Raw genomic sequence first — 17,588 nt, 5'->3', positions numbered from 1 at the left:
CTGTGCTCCGTGGCCGAGCGGGCGGCTGGGAGAAGGCCGAGTACCGTGTTAGTGGGGGAGGGGCGTGTTCTTGCTGCCAATGGCACTGCGTTGCTCAGTGCTGCTGTGGCAAAGCTCGGTGTGGTTGTGAGCGCAGCGACCTTGCTGATCGACACGACTTCATTGATGAGGGGCTGAGCAAGCCTAGGCGTTTCCACCGGCAGCTGGTCAGCCAGAGCAGGGCGATTGAGTTCGTCAACAAAGCCTGGCGTCGTCCACACATCGGTTTGGTCTAGCCCAAACAGTACGCTCGCAGGGCCTGGTGCCACACCGTCGATTTGTGCATGCCCTTTGTTGTCGAGCGAGCCTTTGAATACCTTGCCCAGCGCATCCTCGACCCGGTATGTGCTGCCCTCGAAACTGTGCGTGTTGGCGTAGCGTTGAAACAATTGCAAATTCCCTTTGCCCGTCGTGAGTTCCTCAGGAAACGCCGCCGCCTCACTCTTCGCGCCCTGGTACACGAAGTCGCTGGCATGGGCGCTATACACCCCACTGGTGGCGTGGCTGATGCCGCCAGCGTTGTAGGTGGTGCTGCTGCCGGCGGCCTGGATCACCAGCTCTTCCTTGGCACTGAGGGTGATGCGCTCGGCCGTGACGCTGACCTTGAGCTTGGCCAGCAGGTTGATGTTGTCTTTCAGGGCGCGGATATCGATGTCGCCGGAGGCGGCGACCAGGCGCCAACCAAGGCTCTGCACGAAGCTGCGCATGCCCCGGCTGGCACTGACCAGCAGGCGCTTGCCGATGGCCAGGCTGGTGTGGCCGCCACTGCTCAAGGCCAGGTGTTCGCCGCTGGCAATGTGGATGGACCCAGGCGTTGAGGTGGCGATGCCGGCCGGGCTGGCCATGACCAGTTGCGGGGTGCCCAGTTCGGTGCGGGCACCACTGCCTTTGATGGCCTGATGCTGGTCGTGCAGGGCCTTGGCGACGTCATCCTGATCGCCTGCCTCTTGGGCCAGGTGATCACGTGCGAGGGCGTAGAACGTTTCGTGGTACTGCTGGGCAACGCCCAGGCGTTCGGCGGTTTCGGCCAGGTCGGTATGGTGCTCGCAGGCATTGCGCCGGGGCTCGGTGGTCAATAGCAATCCGGCGCCGGCGCGTACCACGCCGTGGCCATCGCTGCGTAGCTCGAAACCTTCGCCGCGTGGTTGACCGCCCAGGGGGCGAGGGTGGGTCAGATAGCCCAGGTGCAGGGCCGAGGCCTGGTGGTCACTCATCAGCGTGGCACTGATTTGCCCTTCGGTATCGTCCAGGCGCAGCTCGTTGTGGCGTTGGCCTTTGTGCTCCTTGCTGCGGATCGGGCTCAGCGCCTTGAAATCGGGCAACTTGTACGGCGGCCGGTTGACCGCATGGTAGCTACGGCCAATCACCAGCGGCTGGTCGCCATCGCCATCGAGAAAGGCCACCACCACTTCCTGGCCCACCCGTGGAATCGCCATATGGCCCCAACCGGCGCCAGCCCACTGCTGAGCCACCCGCACCCAACAGGAACTATGGCCATCCTCGCGACCTTGGCGGTCCCAAGGAAACTGCAAGCGCACCCGACCGTGCTCGTCGCAGAAGATCTCCTCGTTGCTCGGGCCAACCACATGGGCAATCTGTGGCCCGTCGATGCGCGGCTTGGCCAGCAGCGGCGCTTTCCAGTCGACGCTGTCGGGGATCAGCTCAGCGGTGAAGCTGTAGCGGGTGCCGACTTCGGCACCTGCCGCTTCTTCCTCCAGGCTGGTGTGTTGCACGCCTTCATGCCGCATGCTCACCGCGCGCCAGCCACTGTTCAGGCTCTCGCGTGGGTGGCCGGTGAGGGTGAAGGCAAGGCCGGGGACAATCCGCGCATCGTCGCCCATGACCGTGGCTGTGCGCGCATCACGGCGCAGCGCCTTGAGGCGGGTCTGGGTGAAGGGCAGGCCGGCTTCATCACGCTTGTAGCGCCCGGGTGCGTCATAGCGTTCATAGCGTGGGTGGTGGTGTTCGAGGCCTTGGGCCTGGACGCTGTGCTGCTGGTCGTAGCGGGGGTGTTTGAAACTGTAGTCGCGCTGGGTCTGGCTGCTGCTGCGCAGCTGCTCGCGGTAGCTGAAGCGGCGCAGTGCCGGCTGCGGCTGGTCGCCGCCGGGGTTAGGCTGATAGAGCACTGGCGCGCCTTCGATGGCGCCGAGGGTCATGATTCGGTCGGTGTAGATCAATGCATGCGCGCTGGCACTGTGCCGGAAGACCGACAGCAGGCCTTCTTCGGCGGCCAGGCGTTGATAGAAGTCCAGGTCCAGCTCGCCCACTTGGACGCAGTACTCGCGCGGTTGATGGGGGCAGGTCAGGCGTTGCTCGGCACTGAGCCGGTAGCGCGACTGCAATTGCTCATCGAGGATCTGCGTCACGCTGCGGTGCTGGAACACTTGCCAGTCCGAACGCAGCAGGGCACGGGCCAGTTGCGGAATGACTTCGGCGCTGTAGCGGGTGCGCCGCTGACCGCTGCTGCCTTGCTCGAAGCGGCTGATGATGCCGTGCACATGGCGCACTGCTTCGCCGTGGCTCCACACGGTCAGGCAGGCGGGCAGGTCGAGCAGTTGCGCAAAATCGATATCGGGGTCGTCGCTGACCAGTTCGATCTGCAACGAAAAGCACTCGGAGATCGCTTCGCTAAGCGTGAAGCTGACGACATCGAAGGCGATGTCGTTCGCGCAACTGAAGGTAAAGCGCACATCCTGCTGTGTGGGCATTCGGGCTTCCTGCATCGCCGATCCATGGGCCAGGATGAACCCCGCAGGGGCAGGGCATCCGTTTGGGCTCGATGGTGCAAGGAAGCACTTCTCGGTCAAAAGCAGACCGGTCTGATGCGAGCGTGGGAAATTTCTCTAAATGCGGCTATCGCGACCGCTGCCGCGACTAGCGGTGCACGCTGGCCTGGCTGTTACTGGCGATTAGCGAGGCGCCGCAGGCGGTTTTCATGCCGTCCAGGGCGACCGGCGTGCCATTGACCGAATAGGTGGGGCTACCTTCGATGATGGGAAAGCTGCCCTTGCACAAGGGGCAGGCCACCAGGTTGCCTTTGCCCGCCATTGGCCGGCCATTGAGATGGGTGTGGGGGATCGATTCGATCACGCTGCCGCCGTGATCGGTCTTGTCGCCCAGGCGCACTATCGCTTTCATGGGGCACTCTCCTACGCAGTGAAGTGGGGTTATCGGACCAGGATGTCACTTAAGGCCTGCAAGACTTCTTGGGTGCTGTGCTGCAACCGCCAGGACAACACCCCGTACACCGCCGTGCAGACGCCGCAGAGCACCACCCAAGGTGTCCACCAGGGCCATTGCCGGTTCATGCGGTAATGGCGTGGGGCGAGGTTGTCCAGCGGCTTGGTCAGCTGTTCAGGCAGCGGTCCGCGCAGCGCTCGCAGGGTGTGCTGCAGGCGGCTGATCAAGGCTTGCAGGGTGTTGCTGCCATCGGCCTGGATGGCGTACTGGCCCTTGTAGCCAAGGCACAGACAGAGGTACATGAACAGCAGGACATCGGCGTACTTGCTCGGCTCGAGCAGCATGCGGTCGAGCAAGGCAAAGAACTTGGCGCCACCCCAGGTTTCGTTGTGCAGGCAGCTGAGCATCGGATCACTGCCCCAGACCGACTGCTGGCCCCACGGGGTGGTCAAGACGGCCTCGTCGACGAATACGCACAGGCAATAGCTGAAGGCCGAGAGGGTGGTTGGGTCATAGTGGAGCTGGCCAAGCTCTTGCAGGATGGCGGTTATCTGTAGCTTGACGTCGCCATGCAACTGGGCGATGTAGTCGAAGCTATGGCTGTGGCGCAGGCGTATCACCAGCCCAAGCAGGGGCATGCTGGCATCGGTCAGCGGGTTGTAGCTGCTGCCGCGCAGCTCGAAGTCGATGCGGTCGATGACGTGGCTGCGAGCGCGTCGGCCGCCGTGCCAGCCGGTGTTCGCCTGCTCGATGTGCTCGAAGCGGTTGCTCGGCGCTGCCGGTGGAGATTGCATCAGTTGCCTCCTTTTCAGAGCGTGACTTGTCGGCCAATACGGGCCGGCCAGCTGTAGTGCTCATTGCTACGGGTGTTGATGATGTCCAGCTTGTGGAACGACTGTGGGCTGGCGTAAAGCGTGAAGAAGTACGACAGCACGCTGCCGAACAGGTACAGCTCGCCGTCGCTGTCGAACGGGCTTGGATCGACGCGCAGCGTAGTGTTCAGGCCGCGCACGGGTACACCTTTGAACAGCCAGTCCAGCGGCCGGGTGTCGGCCTGTTCGATGGCTTGCAGGCGGGCGCGGGTGGCGCGCTGTTTGGGCAGGTCGGTGAGGCCGGCAAAGTCGTAGCTAGCCAGCACTGCGCGCAAGCCTTCGGCGCAGTTCAGCGACAGGCTGTTGAGCGACAGGTTCGACAGCAATTGCCAGTGCAGCTGGCCATCCAGGAGCGGCGGCAGGCTTTGGGTCGGGCGGGTGATATTGCTGAAGTTGGCAAAAGCCGGGGTGGATTGGCTGGGGCGATCGATCTCACCGATGCCCAGCTGGCTGGGCAGTTGGCCGTGGGTGCAGGTCATTTCAATGCTGAGGACTTCGCGGTTGCCGCGCCAGGCTTTGCCGTCACGCTGGAGCAAGCGCAGGATTCGCTGGCTTTGATCCTTGCTCGGGATGAGCTCGACGACTTCCTGGTAGTAGGGGCGGGCCTCCTGCTCAGCCAGTGCCGCGGGGTGGTCGAGGCTTTCGAATGGCTGTAGATCGTACAGCCACTGTTTTTTCGTTTGGCCCTGGTCATTTTCGTAGCGGCATGCGCGAACCCGGTCGACGCAAAATACCTCGCCTCGGGTCTGGTTTACCCCGGGCGGCTGCAACAGCATCGAGCTGTCCTGGCCGTCGAGGGGGGTGGCTTCGACGGTATGTTGGAATTGATTGATCGCGGGTGTGCAGTACAGGGCCAGATCTTCTAGGCGCAGATCACAGCCTGCGGGTAAGGGTTTATGGAATGTAAATTGGAAACTGACCTGCTCAGTTGGGTAATCCGGTAGATAGGCAGCCAGCTCATTTAATGTGAATGCCCAGAAGCGCTGCGGGAAATGAAAGTACTCCTGCAGTAGGCGATAGCCATCCAGCTCTGCCCGAGGGCTGGGTAATAGTGCCTCCTCTGGCGTAAAGCCTGGGAAGTCGATGATGTTCGGCGGCAGGCTGAGGATCTTGTCATCGATGACGATACTGATGCGCCGCAAGTGCTGGCTAAGCCAAAGATAGAGCGTTTGTGCAGCGATCGGCTCACCGATCAGTTGCACGGTGAAGTTGTCGCAGCCTGAATGCTTGAGCGCCAGCTCAGTCAGTGATTGCAACTCGATGCGCAGGATTGAACTGTCAGGCCGGTGTTCGGTAGTGACGGCTGTTAGTTGCAGGGGGTGGATCGCCACCTGCGTGCAGGTGCGAAACTCACATGACACGCCCTCAACCTGGGATGAGAACAATCGAGTGCCCTTGGCGATGGGTTGACGTTCGCTGATGGCCTTGGCGATAGGTTCGAATCGCACCAAGGTCAGGCTAGGCACGGGCCGCAGGTAATTGGGCCAGAGCACCTGCAGCAGTGGGTGGGTGGTTTCTGGCAGGTCGTCATCGAGCTTGCGCCGCAACTGGGTGGTGAGGAACGCGAAGCCTTCGAAGAGCCGCTCGATGCTTTCATCGCCTGATTCGTTATCCAGAAACTGGGCGAGCCTGGGGTCGTCCTGAGCGAAGTCATGCGCCAGCGCTCGAAGAAAAGCCAGCTCGGATTGATAGTCGCTTTTGAAAGTCATGGGCGTGCTCGTTGCGGCGGCTTGATAAATGCAAGTTCAATGGGTATGCATGGTGGAACTAAGTTTTTACATTGCTGGGTAACTTGTAGGAAGTTTCTTGCTTTTTGTATGGGCTGGCACTTAAATAGCGTTCGATGCTACTCGCCCATTTACGCTATGGCTGTTATCAATATGTAAGGGAATATGTTTTGTTGTCGTTGCTTGTCAAAGTTTTTTATCTGCTGTTACTGTGCGTTGGTTTTTCGATAGAACGCATGGCGTCGCTAATTAAATGACGCGGCGGTGGGTTGTCAGTGTGAAGTAGAGGACGCGTCTAATAATGAATCGGGGCAAGGACGTTCTGTTGCGCGGTTGGGCAAAGTTCCAGCCTCATCTCGCACTGCTAACGGTGTGGCTGCTGGCTGCGCTGGTCGTGGCACTGCTGGTTGCGATCTGGTGGCTAGGGCCGGACTGGAACTGGGGTGAGCGGCAACCACTTGCGCCCTTGGCAATGCGGGTAGCGGCCAGCACGCTGGTGTTGGCGATGCCGTTGTCGCTCTGGGCCGTGTGGCTGTTTTGGCGCAATCGGCAACTGCTGGGTGAGCGCCAACAGCACACCGAGCGCCTTGAAGACCCTTGCCTGGTTCATCTGCAGGCCCAGACGCGCGCGCTCGATGCCAGCCTGGCGACCTTGCGTAGCCACAGTCATGAGCGTGGCTACCTGTACCGTATGCCGTGGTACCTGGTGCTGGGTGAGCAACATGCCGGCAAGTCCAGCTTCATCGAGCGCTCCAGTCAGAACTTCGCCCTGAGCCGGGTAACGCGACAAGCGCAGCCGAGCGATCCTGACCTGGCCTATCCGATCGATTGGTGGATGGGCGAGCAGGCGGTGATGATCGACCCGCCGGGCGAGTTCATCAGCCAACCCGAGCGCCAGGTTGCCGCGCCAGCGCTTGCTAGTGCCGCTGGCGACGATGATGAGCACCTATCCGTGGGGCCGCCGCCTGCGGGTGTGCTGCACGAGCAGTCTGGGCTGGGCCTGCCGGCGCAAGCCGAAAAGCGCCTATGGCAGCATTTGCTCGGTTGGCTGGCGCGCAATCGCAGTCGTCAGCCGCTCAATGGCATCGTGTTGCTGGTCGATGTGGTGGCATTGCTTGAAGGTACGCCCGAGCAGCGTCGTGCCCTGGCGTTCGTGCTCCGGGCACGTTTGTTCGAGCTCAGTGCAGAATTGGGCGTGCGCCTGCCGCTGTATGTGGTGTTGAGCAAATTTGACTTGCTCGAAGGCTTCGAAGAGCTGTTCGCCGGTCTGCCCGCTGCGCAGCGTGAGGAGATTTTCGGTTTTACCTTCAGCCTCGATGCCGTGCATGCGTTCGACACTTGGTTGGAGGAGTTGGCCAAGGCCTATGCGCAGATGGTCACGCTGCTCAACGAGCGGGTGCTGCAGGCCATGGGTGAGCCGCGCGCGCAGCAGGAACGTGAAATGCTGCTGTGCCTGACGCGCCAGGTCAGCGGCTTGCAGCCGCTGCTGCTGAGTTTTCTGCGCGATGTGCTCGGCAGTGATCGCTACAGCACACCGGCCTTGGTGCGTGGGCTATACCTGTCGTCGGTGTACCAGCAAGGAGTGCTGTCCAACGCCTTTCTGGGCAAGGCCGCGCGCACTTATGGCTTCGTCGAGTTGGCTAACGCTGCCAAGCCGCAAGGTCGCTCGGTGGTGTATTTTGCCCAGCACCTGTTGCAGCGGGTCGTCTACCCCGAAGCAGGCCTGGCCGGCGATAACATGAAGGTGGCGCTACGCAAGCGCCGTCACTTGCTGGCAGGCTCGATCGCCGCTGGCGTGCTAGGGCTGTGCTTGACCGCAGCCTGGGCCAATTACTACTTGGACAACCGCGCCAAGACCGACCAAGTCCTGGCCAGAAGCCAGCTGTTCAGTCAGCTCGACGATGAGCAGAACCTTGACCCTACCGGACGCAACTTGCTCGCCTCGCTCGACGAAATCCACGGCGCATTGGCGGTCTATGGCAATTACCGTGAGGCGTGGCCGCTGGCTAACCTGGGGCTGTACCAAGGGCGTGCTATCGGGCCGATGGTCGATCACGCCTACCTGAATGTGTTATCGCGGCGTTTTCTCCCGGCCTTGGCCAAGGGTGTGCTTGAGACGATTCGCCAAGCCGCCCCCGGCAGCGACGAGCAGTTGGCAGCGCTGCGTGTCTATCGGATGCTCGAAGAGCGCAACAACCGCCGTGCGCAGGTGGTGCAGGAGTGGATGGCCAAGCGCTGGCAGCAGGCTTACCCTGGCGAGCGCGCGGTGCAGACGGCGTTGATGCGCCACCTTGAATACGGCTTGAGCTACGCCGACGCCGACTTGCCAGCCAACGACCCGCTGATCAGCGAGGCGCAGCAACAATTGCGCAAGTTGCCCCTGGAGCAGCGGTTGTACCTGATGCTCAAGCAGGATGCCCAAGAGCACTTGCATGGCGCGTTCGACCTGCGCAACCAGGTGGGGCCAGCCTTCGATCTTGTCTTCCAGCTGCCGCAAGCTGGCGACAGCGATGGCGACGACGCCCTGATTGTACCGGCCTTGATGACGGCCAATGGCTTCAAGCAGTTTTTCGAACCGCGTAGCAAAGCCGTCACTGAGCTGGCGATGATCGATCAATGGGTGCTCGGTGAGCGGGCTGCGCTCGATTACTCAGAGCATGATCGGCAGGCCTTGCTTAGCCGCCTGCAAGCGCTGTACAGCGCCGATTACATCGATACCTGGCGACGAGCGCTGAATCAGCTGAGTGTCCAAGCGTTTGCCGATCTGAGCCAGGCCTTGACCGTGCTGGAGCACATCACTGGGCCGGCAGCGCCCATGCGCCGTCTGCTTGAAGCGGTTCGCGAGCAGTCGGTCATCTACCCTCAAGTCGCGGTGGCGGCTGGCATTGACGAGCAGGGCGCTGCTCAACACGCTGCGGCGCAGCTCCAGGCCCAGGGCATCCGACGCGCCTTCAATGGCTTGTCTGGGATGCTGGCTGGAGAGGGCGACAAACCTAGCTACTACGACGAAACGATCAAGGCGATCAGCGCCATGCAGGACTACGCCAAGTCAGTGCAGGACAGCCCCAACCGCGGCAAGGCGGCGCTGGCCCTGGTGACATCACGCTTTACCCAGACTGAGCCCGACCCGATTGCCAATGTGCAGCGCATTGCCAGCGGCCTGCCCGAGCCGCTCAATCAGCAGGTTCGCGACCTGGCCGAGCACACTGCACAAGTGCTGACGGTGGCGGCCCTGCGTGAGCTGGAGAAACGTTGGCAGGTGGATGTCTACAGCTTTTTTCAGGCGCGCCTGGCGGGTCGCTATCCGTTCCGGGTGCGTGCCGAGGATGCAGCACTGGAAGACTTCGAGGCGTTCTTTGGCCCCAAAGGGCGCTTGCAGACGTTCCAGGCGCAGTATCTGGACGTCTTCCTCAAGGACATACCCGACGCGCTGCACGGCGGCGAGCAGCGCAATCAATTGGTCCGGCGGGAGGTGATCGAGCAGCTAGCGGCGGCTGAGCGCATCCGCGAAACCTTCTTCGACGCCAGCGGCAATCTCAGTGTGCAGTTCAACATCGAACCCTTGGGCTTGAGCCCAAACCAGCGCACCAGCCTGTTGGACCTGGACGGGCAGACGGTTTCCTACACCCATGGGGCCCCGTTCATCAGTGGGGTGATCTGGCCGAACAAAGGTAGCCCGATGCGCAGCAACCTGACCCTGCTCAGGCGCAACGGCACTACCAGCAGCCTGGAGTACCGCGGCCCCTGGGCGATGTTTCGCCTGCTCAGCCGCGGCGCGCTCAATGGCCGCACTGCGACCAGTGTCGACCTGAGCTTCCGGACCGGGGATGGCATGATGCGTTACAAGCTGAGTTCGGAAAAAACCTTCAACCCGATCACCCAGCAGCCGTTCAAGGGGTTCTCCCTGCCACGGGCTCTGCTGCAGCCAAGCGTGGTGGAGCAGCAGGCGGCTGCCTGGGTGCAGTAGCGACAGTCAAAAACGCCGGGTACTGAGCAACTCATCCAGCACCCTGGCTGCGACGCGGAACGGCATCGACATGTGATCCTCGCCCGGCTCGACCTGAAAATCACTGCGCAGCCCGTACTGCGAGAGCTGCTCGAGCCTCAGTTGCAGCGAGCGCGCATCCTGGATCTCTTGTGGCATCTCGCGCTCGCCCATCAGCAAGCTCAGGCTGCTATGGGTCAGGTCGATCTGCCCGGCCTGGGCGCGCTGGGTGAAGGTGCGCTCGTGCGCCATCAGGTAGCGATCGCGCCACCAAAGGCTGGGGCTCACCGCCACCACGTGCTGGAAGAGCTGCGGCCGGGTGAACAGGGTGTACACGCCGAACATCCCGCCAAACGAATGCCCGACCAGGCTACGTTGATCCTGGTCGACCTTGAAGCGTGCGTTGACCTTGGGCATCAGGCGCTGTTCGATGAAGTCGAGAAACAGATCCTGGCCGCCCTGGGGCGGCACGTTGCGCTCAGGCGGTTGCGGTGGCGACAGGTCGAAGGCGCGGCGCTCGAAGTCCAGCGGGGTGTCGCTGGGGTAGCCAATGGCGACCAGGATCGCGCCGCGCAACCTGTCCTGCGCGCGTTTGGCGGCATGGAAGGCGGGGAAGTAGGCATTGCCGTCCAACAGGTAGATCACCGGATACCCCCCCGTCCAGGGCACATCGCCCTCGGGCAGGCTGATCATGATGCGGTACTCGCGGCCTTCGGCGCTTGTCATCGTCCACTGCTCGCTGCCGTCCAGGCTGACCGGATCTGCCTGGGCCAGCGACAGGCTGGCCAACAGCAATGTACCTATGAATAGAAACAGTCTGGCAAACATGCGTGTGCTCCTTACCAGCGATAGCTGAGGCTGGTGACCAGGCTGCGCGCTTCACCGCGGTAGCAGTAGCCCTGCTGGCAATTGATGTAGCGCTTGTCGAACAGGTTGCGCGCGTTGAACGCCAGGCGTACGCCGTCCAGGCCGCCGCCGAAGTCGTAGTGCACACCAGCATCGACCAGGGTGTAGCCTTCGTTCTTCACGGTGTTCTGCGCATCGCCATAGTTGCTGCCGGTGTAACGCGCACCGCCCCCCACGCCGAAGCCCAGCGGCAGGCGGTAGTCGAGCCACAACGAGGCCAGGTGACGTGGCACGTTCAGCGGTTCTTTACCCTCGTTGCCGTCGGTGCTCTTGGTCACTTCAGCGTCGTTGAAGCTGTAGCTGGCGGTCATCTTCAAGCGCTCGGTGAGGTCGGACACCGCTTCCAGCTCAAGACCACGCGAAACTTGCTCGCCGGTGGCGATGCTGCGGGTGGGGTCGGACAGGTCGCGGTTGAGCACGTTCTGCTGGGTCAGGTGATAGAGCGAGGCGGTGAGCATCGTTGCGCTGCCCGGTGGTTGGTACTTCACGCCCACTTCGTACTGCTCGCCCTCGGTCGCCTTGTACGGGCTGCCATCGGGCTGGCTGCTGCTTTGCGGCAGGAACGAGGTGGCGTAGCTGGCGTAGGGCGCCACGCCGTTGTCGAACAGATAGAGCACGCCGAGCGAGCCGGTGGTGGCCGAGTCGTTGTCGTTGCGGTTGGCGCTGTTGTCGGCGACCAGGTTGTTGCTGCGGCGCACGTTGACCCAGTCGCGGCGCAGGCCGGCCGACAGGCGCCAGCGATCGATTTCGATCTGGTCTTGCAGGTACAGGCCGCTGCGGTGCTCCAGGCCATCCTCGTCGGCCAGCGCATCGCTTGGGCGCGCCACCGGTTGGTGATAGTTGGGAGCGAAGCGGTCAATCGACGGCGCCGGCCCCATGGCATAGAACAGCTTGGTGTCGACCAGGGCGTAATCCCAGCCGCTGACCAGGGTGTGCCGCCAGTCGCCGGTGGCGAAGTGGCTGACCAGGCGGGTGTCGGTCGACAACGAGCTCAGCTGTTCGTAGACCCCCACCGCGTAGCGGTCGAGCACCGTGCCGCGCTCCTGGTACGGCTGCAGGTACTGGTTGGTGGTATCGACCTGGCCGTAGCGCAGGTTCTGCTGGAAGGTGAAAGTATCGTTGAAGACGTGCTCGAACTCGTAGCCCAGGGTCCACTGGCGCTGTTCGAGTTTGTCGAAGTACTCATCGCCCTGCCAGAAGTTGGTCAGGTGATCGCCTTGCTGATAGAGCATCGGCGAGGCGGCGGTTTCGCGCTCTTGGTATTGCGCCAGCACGGTGAGGCGGGTGTCGGGGTCGATCTGCCAGGTCAGCGAGGGCGCGATCAGGCGCACGTCGTTGTTCAGCTGTTCGATGTAGTTTTCCGCGTCGCGATAGACACCGACCACGCGAAACAGCAGGTCACCTTGCTCATCCAGGCGCCCGCCGATATCGAACTGACCCTGTTGGTGGTTGTAGTTGCCCGACTGGATCTGCACTTCGTTCTTGGCCAGCAGGCTCGGGCGCTTGCTCACCCGGTTGACCATGCCACCTGGGCTGATCTGGCCGTAGAGCACCGATGAGGGGCCCTTGAGCACTTCGATGCGCTCAAGGTTGTAGGCCTCGGTCTGGTACAGCGACAGCCAGCCACTGCCCGGTTGGCGCAGGCCGTCGAGGAAGTCGGCGGTCATGGTGGTCTCAAAGCCGCGCACGCTGATCATGTCAAAGCGTGGGTCCAACCCAGAGCTGCCGACCCGCACGCCAGCGGTATAGGCCACGGCGTCTTCGACCCGATCGACCTTGCGGTCGGCAATCTGTTCGGCGGTTACCACGCTGATGCTTTGCGCGGTTTCCAGGATCGGGCGGTCGGTCTTGGTGGCGCTGCTGGCATTGCTGGCGAAGTAGCCGTCGACTGGGGCAAAGGCGCTCTGCGTGCCTTTAGCGTCGATAGTGGTCGGCTCCAGTTGCACGCCCGAATCGCTCGGTGCAGGCAGCACCACGTAGCCAGCGGCGGTCTTGTGCGCGGCCAGGCCGCTGCCGCTGAGCATATGGCTCAGGCCATCCTCCAACGAGCCGCCACCCGCCAGGCCTGGGCTGTTCAACCCACGTACAGCCTCTGGGGAAAACGACAAGGTGATGCCCGCACGCTCGGCGAAGGTGCTCAGTGCTTGATCCAGCGGCCCGGCAGCAATGCTCGGGGCGCTTTGCGCTTGGGCCAGGGCGGAACCTGCGAACAGGCTCAGCGCCAGGCAGATGGCACGTGGCAGGGTGCGGCTGGGGAAGGGCGCTAGGGGTTTGGGGGAGCGGCGGGCGGGCAACATGAAAAGGGTCCGTTCAGGAAGTGATCATCCCTAACCGGATGAGGCGCAAAAGTCCGACAGGTTTTTTTATGCCTGGACAACTCGCACCCACCAGCGGCTGCGCTCGACGATGCGCACCGGCAACAGGTGGGTGATGTTGCGCAGCATCAGCGCCGGTTCATCCAGGCGGAACACCCCGGACAAGCGCAGATCCGCCACCGCCGCATCGCAGCCTAACCAGCCGTGACGGTAGCGGCCGGCTTCGGCGAGCAAATCGCCCAGGCGGATATCGCTGACCATCAGCAGGCCACGGCTCCAGGCGAACGGGTCGAGTGGCCCCGGCGCCAAGGCACGCATGCCCTGGGCGTCGATGGCCAGGCCGGTGCCGGCCTGGACGCTGCGCATGCCGCTGCTGGCGCGCACCAGCACTTCACCGCGTTCGACGTGCAGTTCGCTGTAGCCTTGCTGTTCGCGCAGTACCGCCCGTGCCTGCTTGCCGTCACACAGCGCATAGCGGCAGTGGGCGCGCCAATCGGCGCCGTCGAGCAAGACTTCGCCGGCCCGCAACGTCAGCGCATGGCCGTGCACATCGACTGCGCTGTTGGTGTTGAGCATCACCTGCAGGTCACTGGCCAGTGCCAGCTGACGGCGCTCGCCGGTGGCCGTGGCGAAATCGCTACGCCAGCCCGGTGGTGCCTTGCTCACCAGCAGGGTGCTGGCGCCCAGCGCCGCGCCGACGCCGAGCAGCTTGAGCATGCGTCGTCGGTCCAGGTCAGTTTCGGCGCGGCGTAGCAGTGCGTTGGTCTGGGCGGCATCGGGTAATTGGCTGGCATTGAAATGCCCGCTCAACTGACGCATGCGCTGCCAGGCCAGTTCATGACGGCCATCGCGCAGGCGCCAGGCCTGGAGCTGGGCGTGCAGCTCGTGGCTGTCGGGATGCTCGCGCAGGCGCATTTGCCATTCGATGGCCTTGCACACAATGGCTTCGGGTATGCGCTCGGCGCTGGCGCTCATGGCGCCTCCTCGAAACACACCCGATAACAATGCAGCAGGGCATTGGCCACGTGACGCTCGGCGGTGCGGCTGGAGATGGCCAGTTGTTCGGCGACCTGGGCGTGGGTCAGGCCGCCCAGTTGATAGAGCAGGAAGGCTTCGCGCACTACAGGCTTGAGCCCTTCGAGCATCTGCGCGATGCGTTCCAGGCACAGCAGCGCCTCGTGGCGTACTTCAGGCGAGGGGTAGTTGGCCTCGGGCACCAGGGCCAGCGCTTGCAGGTAGGCGCGCTCCAGCGCATCGCGGCGCCAGTGGTCGATCACCAGGCCGCGGGCGATGCGCGCCAGCAGTGCTTTCGGCGCACGGTCGCTGATCGGCTGGTTGCGTACCAGCAGGCGCACGAAGGTGTCCTGGGCCAGGTCCGCCGCTTGCTGCGAGCAGCCCAGTGAACGGCGCAGCCAGCCGTGTAGCCACCCGCGGTGGGTGCCGTACAAGACCTCGAGCGGGATGATCGAATCCGTTTCAGGCAGCGACATGGAACGCCCCGGGGCAGACAATAGAAGAGGGAATCACGAAAGCGCGCACCATAAACGCGAATCGTTCCCAGTTCAACTGTTTTTACGGGGCAGGGGAGGCAACGTGGGAGCCGGATCAGCTCCCACTGGAGGAGGGTCAATCAGACGCTGACAGCTTTACCTTCACTGCGGCTCTGTTCGAGCAGCAGGCTCAACTGCGCAACCTGGCGCTGCAATTGGTCACGCTCTTCCTTCAGACGGCGCAGTTCATCACGGCGTACGGAGACATAAAGGGTCTGGACGGGAGTAGCTGGCATCAAGGTACCCATTGCACACCTCGCAATTGGCTAGTGACATTTGTAAGCGTAGACGCTCGCGCGGCGCGCATTCTGAATTCTTTCTGCGGCCTTGGGAACTTTTTTGTTTATCGTTGTCACGCCGTTCGTCGCTGAACCCTCGGGCGAAGTGCTGGACTAATCTGAAAACCTGAACCGCCTTGTCATCCATCTCTAAGGGGAGCGTCAGCACATGCAACTGGGAATCGTCGGGCTGGGCCGCATGGGCGGCAATATCGCAAGACGGCTGATGCGTGCAGGGCATCGTACCGTGGTCCATGACCGCAACCGCGAAGCGGTGACTACCTTGGAAGCCGAGGGCGCCCAAGGTGCGCACGACCTCGGCGCGCTGATCCAGAAACTCAAGGCGCCGCGCGCGGTATGGGTGATGCTGCCGGCCGGCGAGCCCACCGAGCAGACCATCGCCCAATTGGCTGAGTTGCTTGAGCCGGGCGATGCGATCATCGACGGCGGCAATACCTTCTACAAGGACGATATGCGCCGCGCTGCCGAGCTGGCCAAGCGTGGCCTGCATTACCTGGACGTTGGCACCTCCGGTGGCGTCTGGGGCCTGGAGCGCGGTTATTGCATGATGATTGGCGGCGAGCAAGCGGTGTTCGAGCGCCTTGAACCGCTGTTCAAAACCCTCGCTCCAGGGGTCGGCGATATCCCGCGTACCCAAGGCCGCAGCGGTGAGCATGAGCGCGCCGAGCATGGCTATATCCACGCAGGCCCTCCCGGTGCCGGGCACTACGTGAAGATGATCCACAACGGCATCGAATACGGCCTGATGCAGGCCTATGCCGAAGGTTTCGACCTGCTGCGCAGCAAGGGCGGCCCTGAGTTGCCCGAAGCCCAGCGCTTTGACTTGAACGTGGCCGAGATCGCCGAAGTGTGGCGCCGTGGCAGCGTGGTCACCTCTTGGCTGCTGGACCTGACTGCCGATGCCCTGGTCGCTGACCCTGCGTTGTCTGAGTTCAGCGGTTCGGTGTCCGACAGCGGGGAAGGGCGCTGGACCATCGATGCTGCGGTCGAGCAGGCGGTGCCGGTGCCGGTGCTGTCCAGTGCACTGTTCGCGCGTTTTCGCTCGCGTCAGCAACAGGGCACCTTCGGCGATAAAGTGCTCTCGGCCATGCGCCTGGGCTTTGGTGGCCACGTCGAGAAGAAACGCGGATGAGCCAACAGAAGATCCCCGCCGCGCCGCCCTGCACGTTGTTCTTGTTTGGCGCCAATGGCGACTTGGTCAAGCGCCTGCTGACGCCGGCGCTGTACAACCTGAGCCGCGATGGTCTGCTCGATCGCAACCTGCGCATCGTCGGGGTCGATCACAACGCCGCCACCGCCACAGAGTTCGCCGAGCGCTTGCATAGTTTCATGGTCGAGCGCGACAAGGGCGAAGGGGCTAGCAAGTGCCTGGATGACAAGGTCTGGGCTCGCCTGGCCAAGCGCATGGACTACCAGACGGGCGATTTTCTCGACCCAGCCACCTACCAGGCGCTGGCCAAACGCATTGACAAGACAAGCCACGGCAACGCGATTTTCTACCTTGCCACCTCGCCACGCTTCTTCCCGGAAGTGGCCCAGCGCTTGGGCGCTGCCGGCCTGCTCGACGAATCGGCGGGTGGCTTTCGCCGGGTGGTGGTGGAAAAGCCGTTTGGCACTGACCTGGCCAGCGCCGAGGCGCTTAACGCCTGCCTGCTGAAAGTGATGAGCGAGCGGCAGATCTACCGCATCGACCATTACCTGGGCAAAGAGACGGTGCAGAACATTCTCGTCAGCCGTTTCTCCAACGGCCTGTTCGAGTCGTTCTGGAACAACCACTACATCGACCATGTGCAGATTACTGCCGCCGAAACCGTCGGCGTCGAGACCCGCGGCGCCTTCTACGACAACACCGGGGCGTTGCGCGACATGGTGCCCAACCACTTGTTCCAGCTGCTGGCGATGGTCGCCATGGAGCCGCCGGCGGCGTTCGGCGCAGATGCCGTGCGCGGCGAGAAGGCCAAGGTGATCGGCGCCATCCGCCCGTGGTCGCAGAAAATGGCCCTGAAAAACTCCGTGCGCGGTCAGTACAGCGCCGGCAAGCAAGGCCGCAAGCGGGTGCCGGGCTATCGCCAAGAGGCGAACGTCAGCAAGGACAGCCAGACCGAAACCTACGTTGCCCTCAAGGTGATGATCGACAACTGGCGCTGGGCCGGTGTGCCGTTCTATTTGCGTACCGGCAAGCGCATGAGCGTGCGCGACACCGAAATCGCCATCTGCTTCAAGCCCGCGCCGTATGCGCAGTTTCGGGAGTCGGAGCTGGAGCGGCCCAAGCCCAACTACTTGAAGATCCAGATTCAGCCCAACGAAGGGATGTGGTTCGACTTGCAGGCCAAGCGCCCGGGGCCTGAGTTGGTGATGGAGAATGTCGAGTTGGGTTTTGCCTACAAAGACTTCTTCAAGATGACCCCGGCCACTGGTTACGAGACCTTGATCTACGACTGCCTGACCGGCGATCAGACCTTGTTCCAGCGCGCGGACAATATCGAGAACGGCTGGCGTGCGGTGCAGCCGTTTTTGGATGCCTGGGCCAGCGAAAGCGAAGTGCACCCGTACCCTGCAGGTGAAAATGGCCCTGATGCCGGTAACGAGCTGCTCAGCCGCGACAAGCGCGAGTGGCATACCCTGGGCTGATGGCTGTGCATCGGTGTCGCCCTCTTCGCGGGCAAGCCCGCTACCACAGGGATAGCGCTGCTTTCAGGATCGGCGCCGTACCTG

General features: G+C 62.8%; 12 protein-coding genes. 3 read left to right on the top strand and 9 right to left on the bottom strand.

The annotated features are described in order from the left end of the window. The 4 genes from ACF8K2_RS04155 to tssF form a co-directional block, all read right to left on the bottom strand. Positions 1–2,747: type VI secretion system Vgr family protein (locus ACF8K2_RS04155; RefSeq protein WP_392463596.1), on the bottom strand; the 2,747-nt coding region annotated here is incomplete at its 3' end. 166 nt (positions 2,748–2,913) lie between these two features. Next, positions 2,914–3,177 (bottom strand): PAAR domain-containing protein, encoded by a 264-nt coding sequence (locus tag ACF8K2_RS04150; RefSeq protein ID WP_186557246.1) that lies wholly within the window; start codon positions 3,175–3,177, stop codon positions 2,914–2,916. A 29-nt stretch (positions 3,178–3,206) separates the two neighbouring features. Beyond that, positions 3,207–4,013 carry a type IVB secretion system protein IcmH/DotU gene (gene icmH / locus ACF8K2_RS04145; RefSeq protein WP_392463595.1) on the bottom strand — a complete coding sequence of 269 codons (807 nt, stop codon included), beginning with the start codon at positions 4,011–4,013 and terminating at the stop codon, positions 3,207–3,209. Between the two features lie 14 nt (positions 4,014–4,027). Beyond that, entirely contained in the window at positions 4,028–5,800 is a 1,773-nt protein-coding gene (gene tssF / locus ACF8K2_RS04140) for a type VI secretion system baseplate subunit TssF (RefSeq protein WP_392463593.1), read from the bottom strand. 319 nt (positions 5,801–6,119) lie between these two features. Between tssF and tssM the strand changes: the two genes are divergently transcribed. Next, on the top strand, positions 6,120–9,785 hold the full coding sequence (gene tssM / locus ACF8K2_RS04135) for a type VI secretion system membrane subunit TssM (RefSeq protein WP_392463592.1): 3,666 nt from the start codon (positions 6,120–6,122) through the stop codon (positions 9,783–9,785). Between the two features lie 6 nt (positions 9,786–9,791). On the opposite strand, the gene ACF8K2_RS04130 is transcribed toward tssM, so the two are convergent. The 5 genes from ACF8K2_RS04130 to ACF8K2_RS04110 form a co-directional block, all read right to left on the bottom strand. After that, positions 9,792–10,631: an alpha/beta hydrolase gene (locus ACF8K2_RS04130; RefSeq protein ID WP_392463591.1), complete on the bottom strand. Its 840-nt coding sequence runs from the start codon at positions 10,629–10,631 to the stop codon at positions 9,792–9,794. An 11-nt stretch (positions 10,632–10,642) separates the two neighbouring features. Then, complete coding sequence (locus ACF8K2_RS04125) at positions 10,643–13,006, bottom strand: TonB-dependent siderophore receptor (protein ID WP_392463588.1); 2,364 nt, start codon at positions 13,004–13,006, stop codon at positions 10,643–10,645. A gap of 66 nt (positions 13,007–13,072) precedes the next feature. Next, entirely contained in the window at positions 13,073–13,999 is a 927-nt protein-coding gene (locus ACF8K2_RS04120) for a DUF4880 domain-containing protein (protein WP_392463586.1), read from the bottom strand. Then, entirely contained in the window at positions 13,996–14,514 is a 519-nt protein-coding gene (locus ACF8K2_RS04115; protein WP_392463584.1) for a sigma-70 family RNA polymerase sigma factor, read from the bottom strand. Before ACF8K2_RS04115 ends, ACF8K2_RS04120 begins: the two co-directional genes overlap by 4 nt. A gap of 140 nt (positions 14,515–14,654) precedes the next feature. Continuing rightward, positions 14,655–14,822 carry a DUF6026 family protein gene (locus ACF8K2_RS04110; RefSeq protein WP_225915609.1) on the bottom strand — a complete coding sequence of 56 codons (168 nt, stop codon included), beginning with the start codon at positions 14,820–14,822 and terminating at the stop codon, positions 14,655–14,657. 199 nt (positions 14,823–15,021) lie between these two features. Between ACF8K2_RS04110 and gnd the strand changes: the two genes are divergently transcribed. Together gnd and zwf are read left to right on the top strand one after the other, a co-directional pair. Beyond that, complete coding sequence (gene gnd, locus ACF8K2_RS04105; protein ID WP_186557238.1) at positions 15,022–16,005, top strand: phosphogluconate dehydrogenase (NAD(+)-dependent, decarboxylating); 984 nt, start codon at positions 15,022–15,024, stop codon at positions 16,003–16,005. Further along, positions 16,002–17,504: a glucose-6-phosphate dehydrogenase gene (gene zwf / locus ACF8K2_RS04100; protein ID WP_392463582.1), complete on the top strand. Its 1,503-nt coding sequence runs from the start codon at positions 16,002–16,004 to the stop codon at positions 17,502–17,504. The genes gnd and zwf overlap by 4 nt, the downstream gene beginning before the upstream one ends. Positions 17,505–17,588 lie beyond the last annotated feature (84 nt).

This window comes from Pseudomonas sp. xss_2 (assembly GCF_043104195.1).
Taxonomy (GTDB): Bacteria; Pseudomonadota; Gammaproteobacteria; order Pseudomonadales; family Pseudomonadaceae; genus Aquipseudomonas; species Aquipseudomonas urmiensis.
Note: the sequence above shows the minus strand (reverse complement) of the source record. Positions and strands in the feature narration are given on the sequence as shown.

What these genes read in the sequence shown, in the direction of transcription:
- ACF8K2_RS04150 (WP_186557246.1), bottom strand. Translation starts at nt 3,177, where the DNA reads ATGAAAGCGATAGTGCGCCTGGGCGACAAGACCGATCACGGCGGCAGC.
- icmH (WP_392463595.1), bottom strand. Translation starts at nt 4,013, where the DNA reads ATGCAATCTCCACCGGCAGCGCCGAGCAACCGCTTCGAGCACATCGAG.
- tssF (WP_392463593.1), bottom strand. Translation starts at nt 5,800, where the DNA reads ATGACTTTCAAAAGCGACTATCAATCCGAGCTGGCTTTTCTTCGAGCG.
- tssM (WP_392463592.1), top strand. Translation starts at nt 6,120, where the DNA reads ATGAATCGGGGCAAGGACGTTCTGTTGCGCGGTTGGGCAAAGTTCCAG.
- ACF8K2_RS04130 (WP_392463591.1), bottom strand. Translation starts at nt 10,631, where the DNA reads ATGTTTGCCAGACTGTTTCTATTCATAGGTACATTGCTGTTGGCCAGC.
- ACF8K2_RS04125 (WP_392463588.1), bottom strand. Translation starts at nt 13,006, where the DNA reads ATGTTGCCCGCCCGCCGCTCCCCCAAACCCCTAGCGCCCTTCCCCAGC.
- ACF8K2_RS04120 (WP_392463586.1), bottom strand. Translation starts at nt 13,999, where the DNA reads ATGAGCGCCAGCGCCGAGCGCATACCCGAAGCCATTGTGTGCAAGGCC.
- ACF8K2_RS04115 (WP_392463584.1), bottom strand. Translation starts at nt 14,514, where the DNA reads ATGTCGCTGCCTGAAACGGATTCGATCATCCCGCTCGAGGTCTTGTAC.
- ACF8K2_RS04110 (WP_225915609.1), bottom strand. Translation starts at nt 14,822, where the DNA reads ATGGGTACCTTGATGCCAGCTACTCCCGTCCAGACCCTTTATGTCTCC.
- gnd (WP_186557238.1), top strand. Translation starts at nt 15,022, where the DNA reads ATGCAACTGGGAATCGTCGGGCTGGGCCGCATGGGCGGCAATATCGCA.
- zwf (WP_392463582.1), top strand. Translation starts at nt 16,002, where the DNA reads ATGAGCCAACAGAAGATCCCCGCCGCGCCGCCCTGCACGTTGTTCTTG.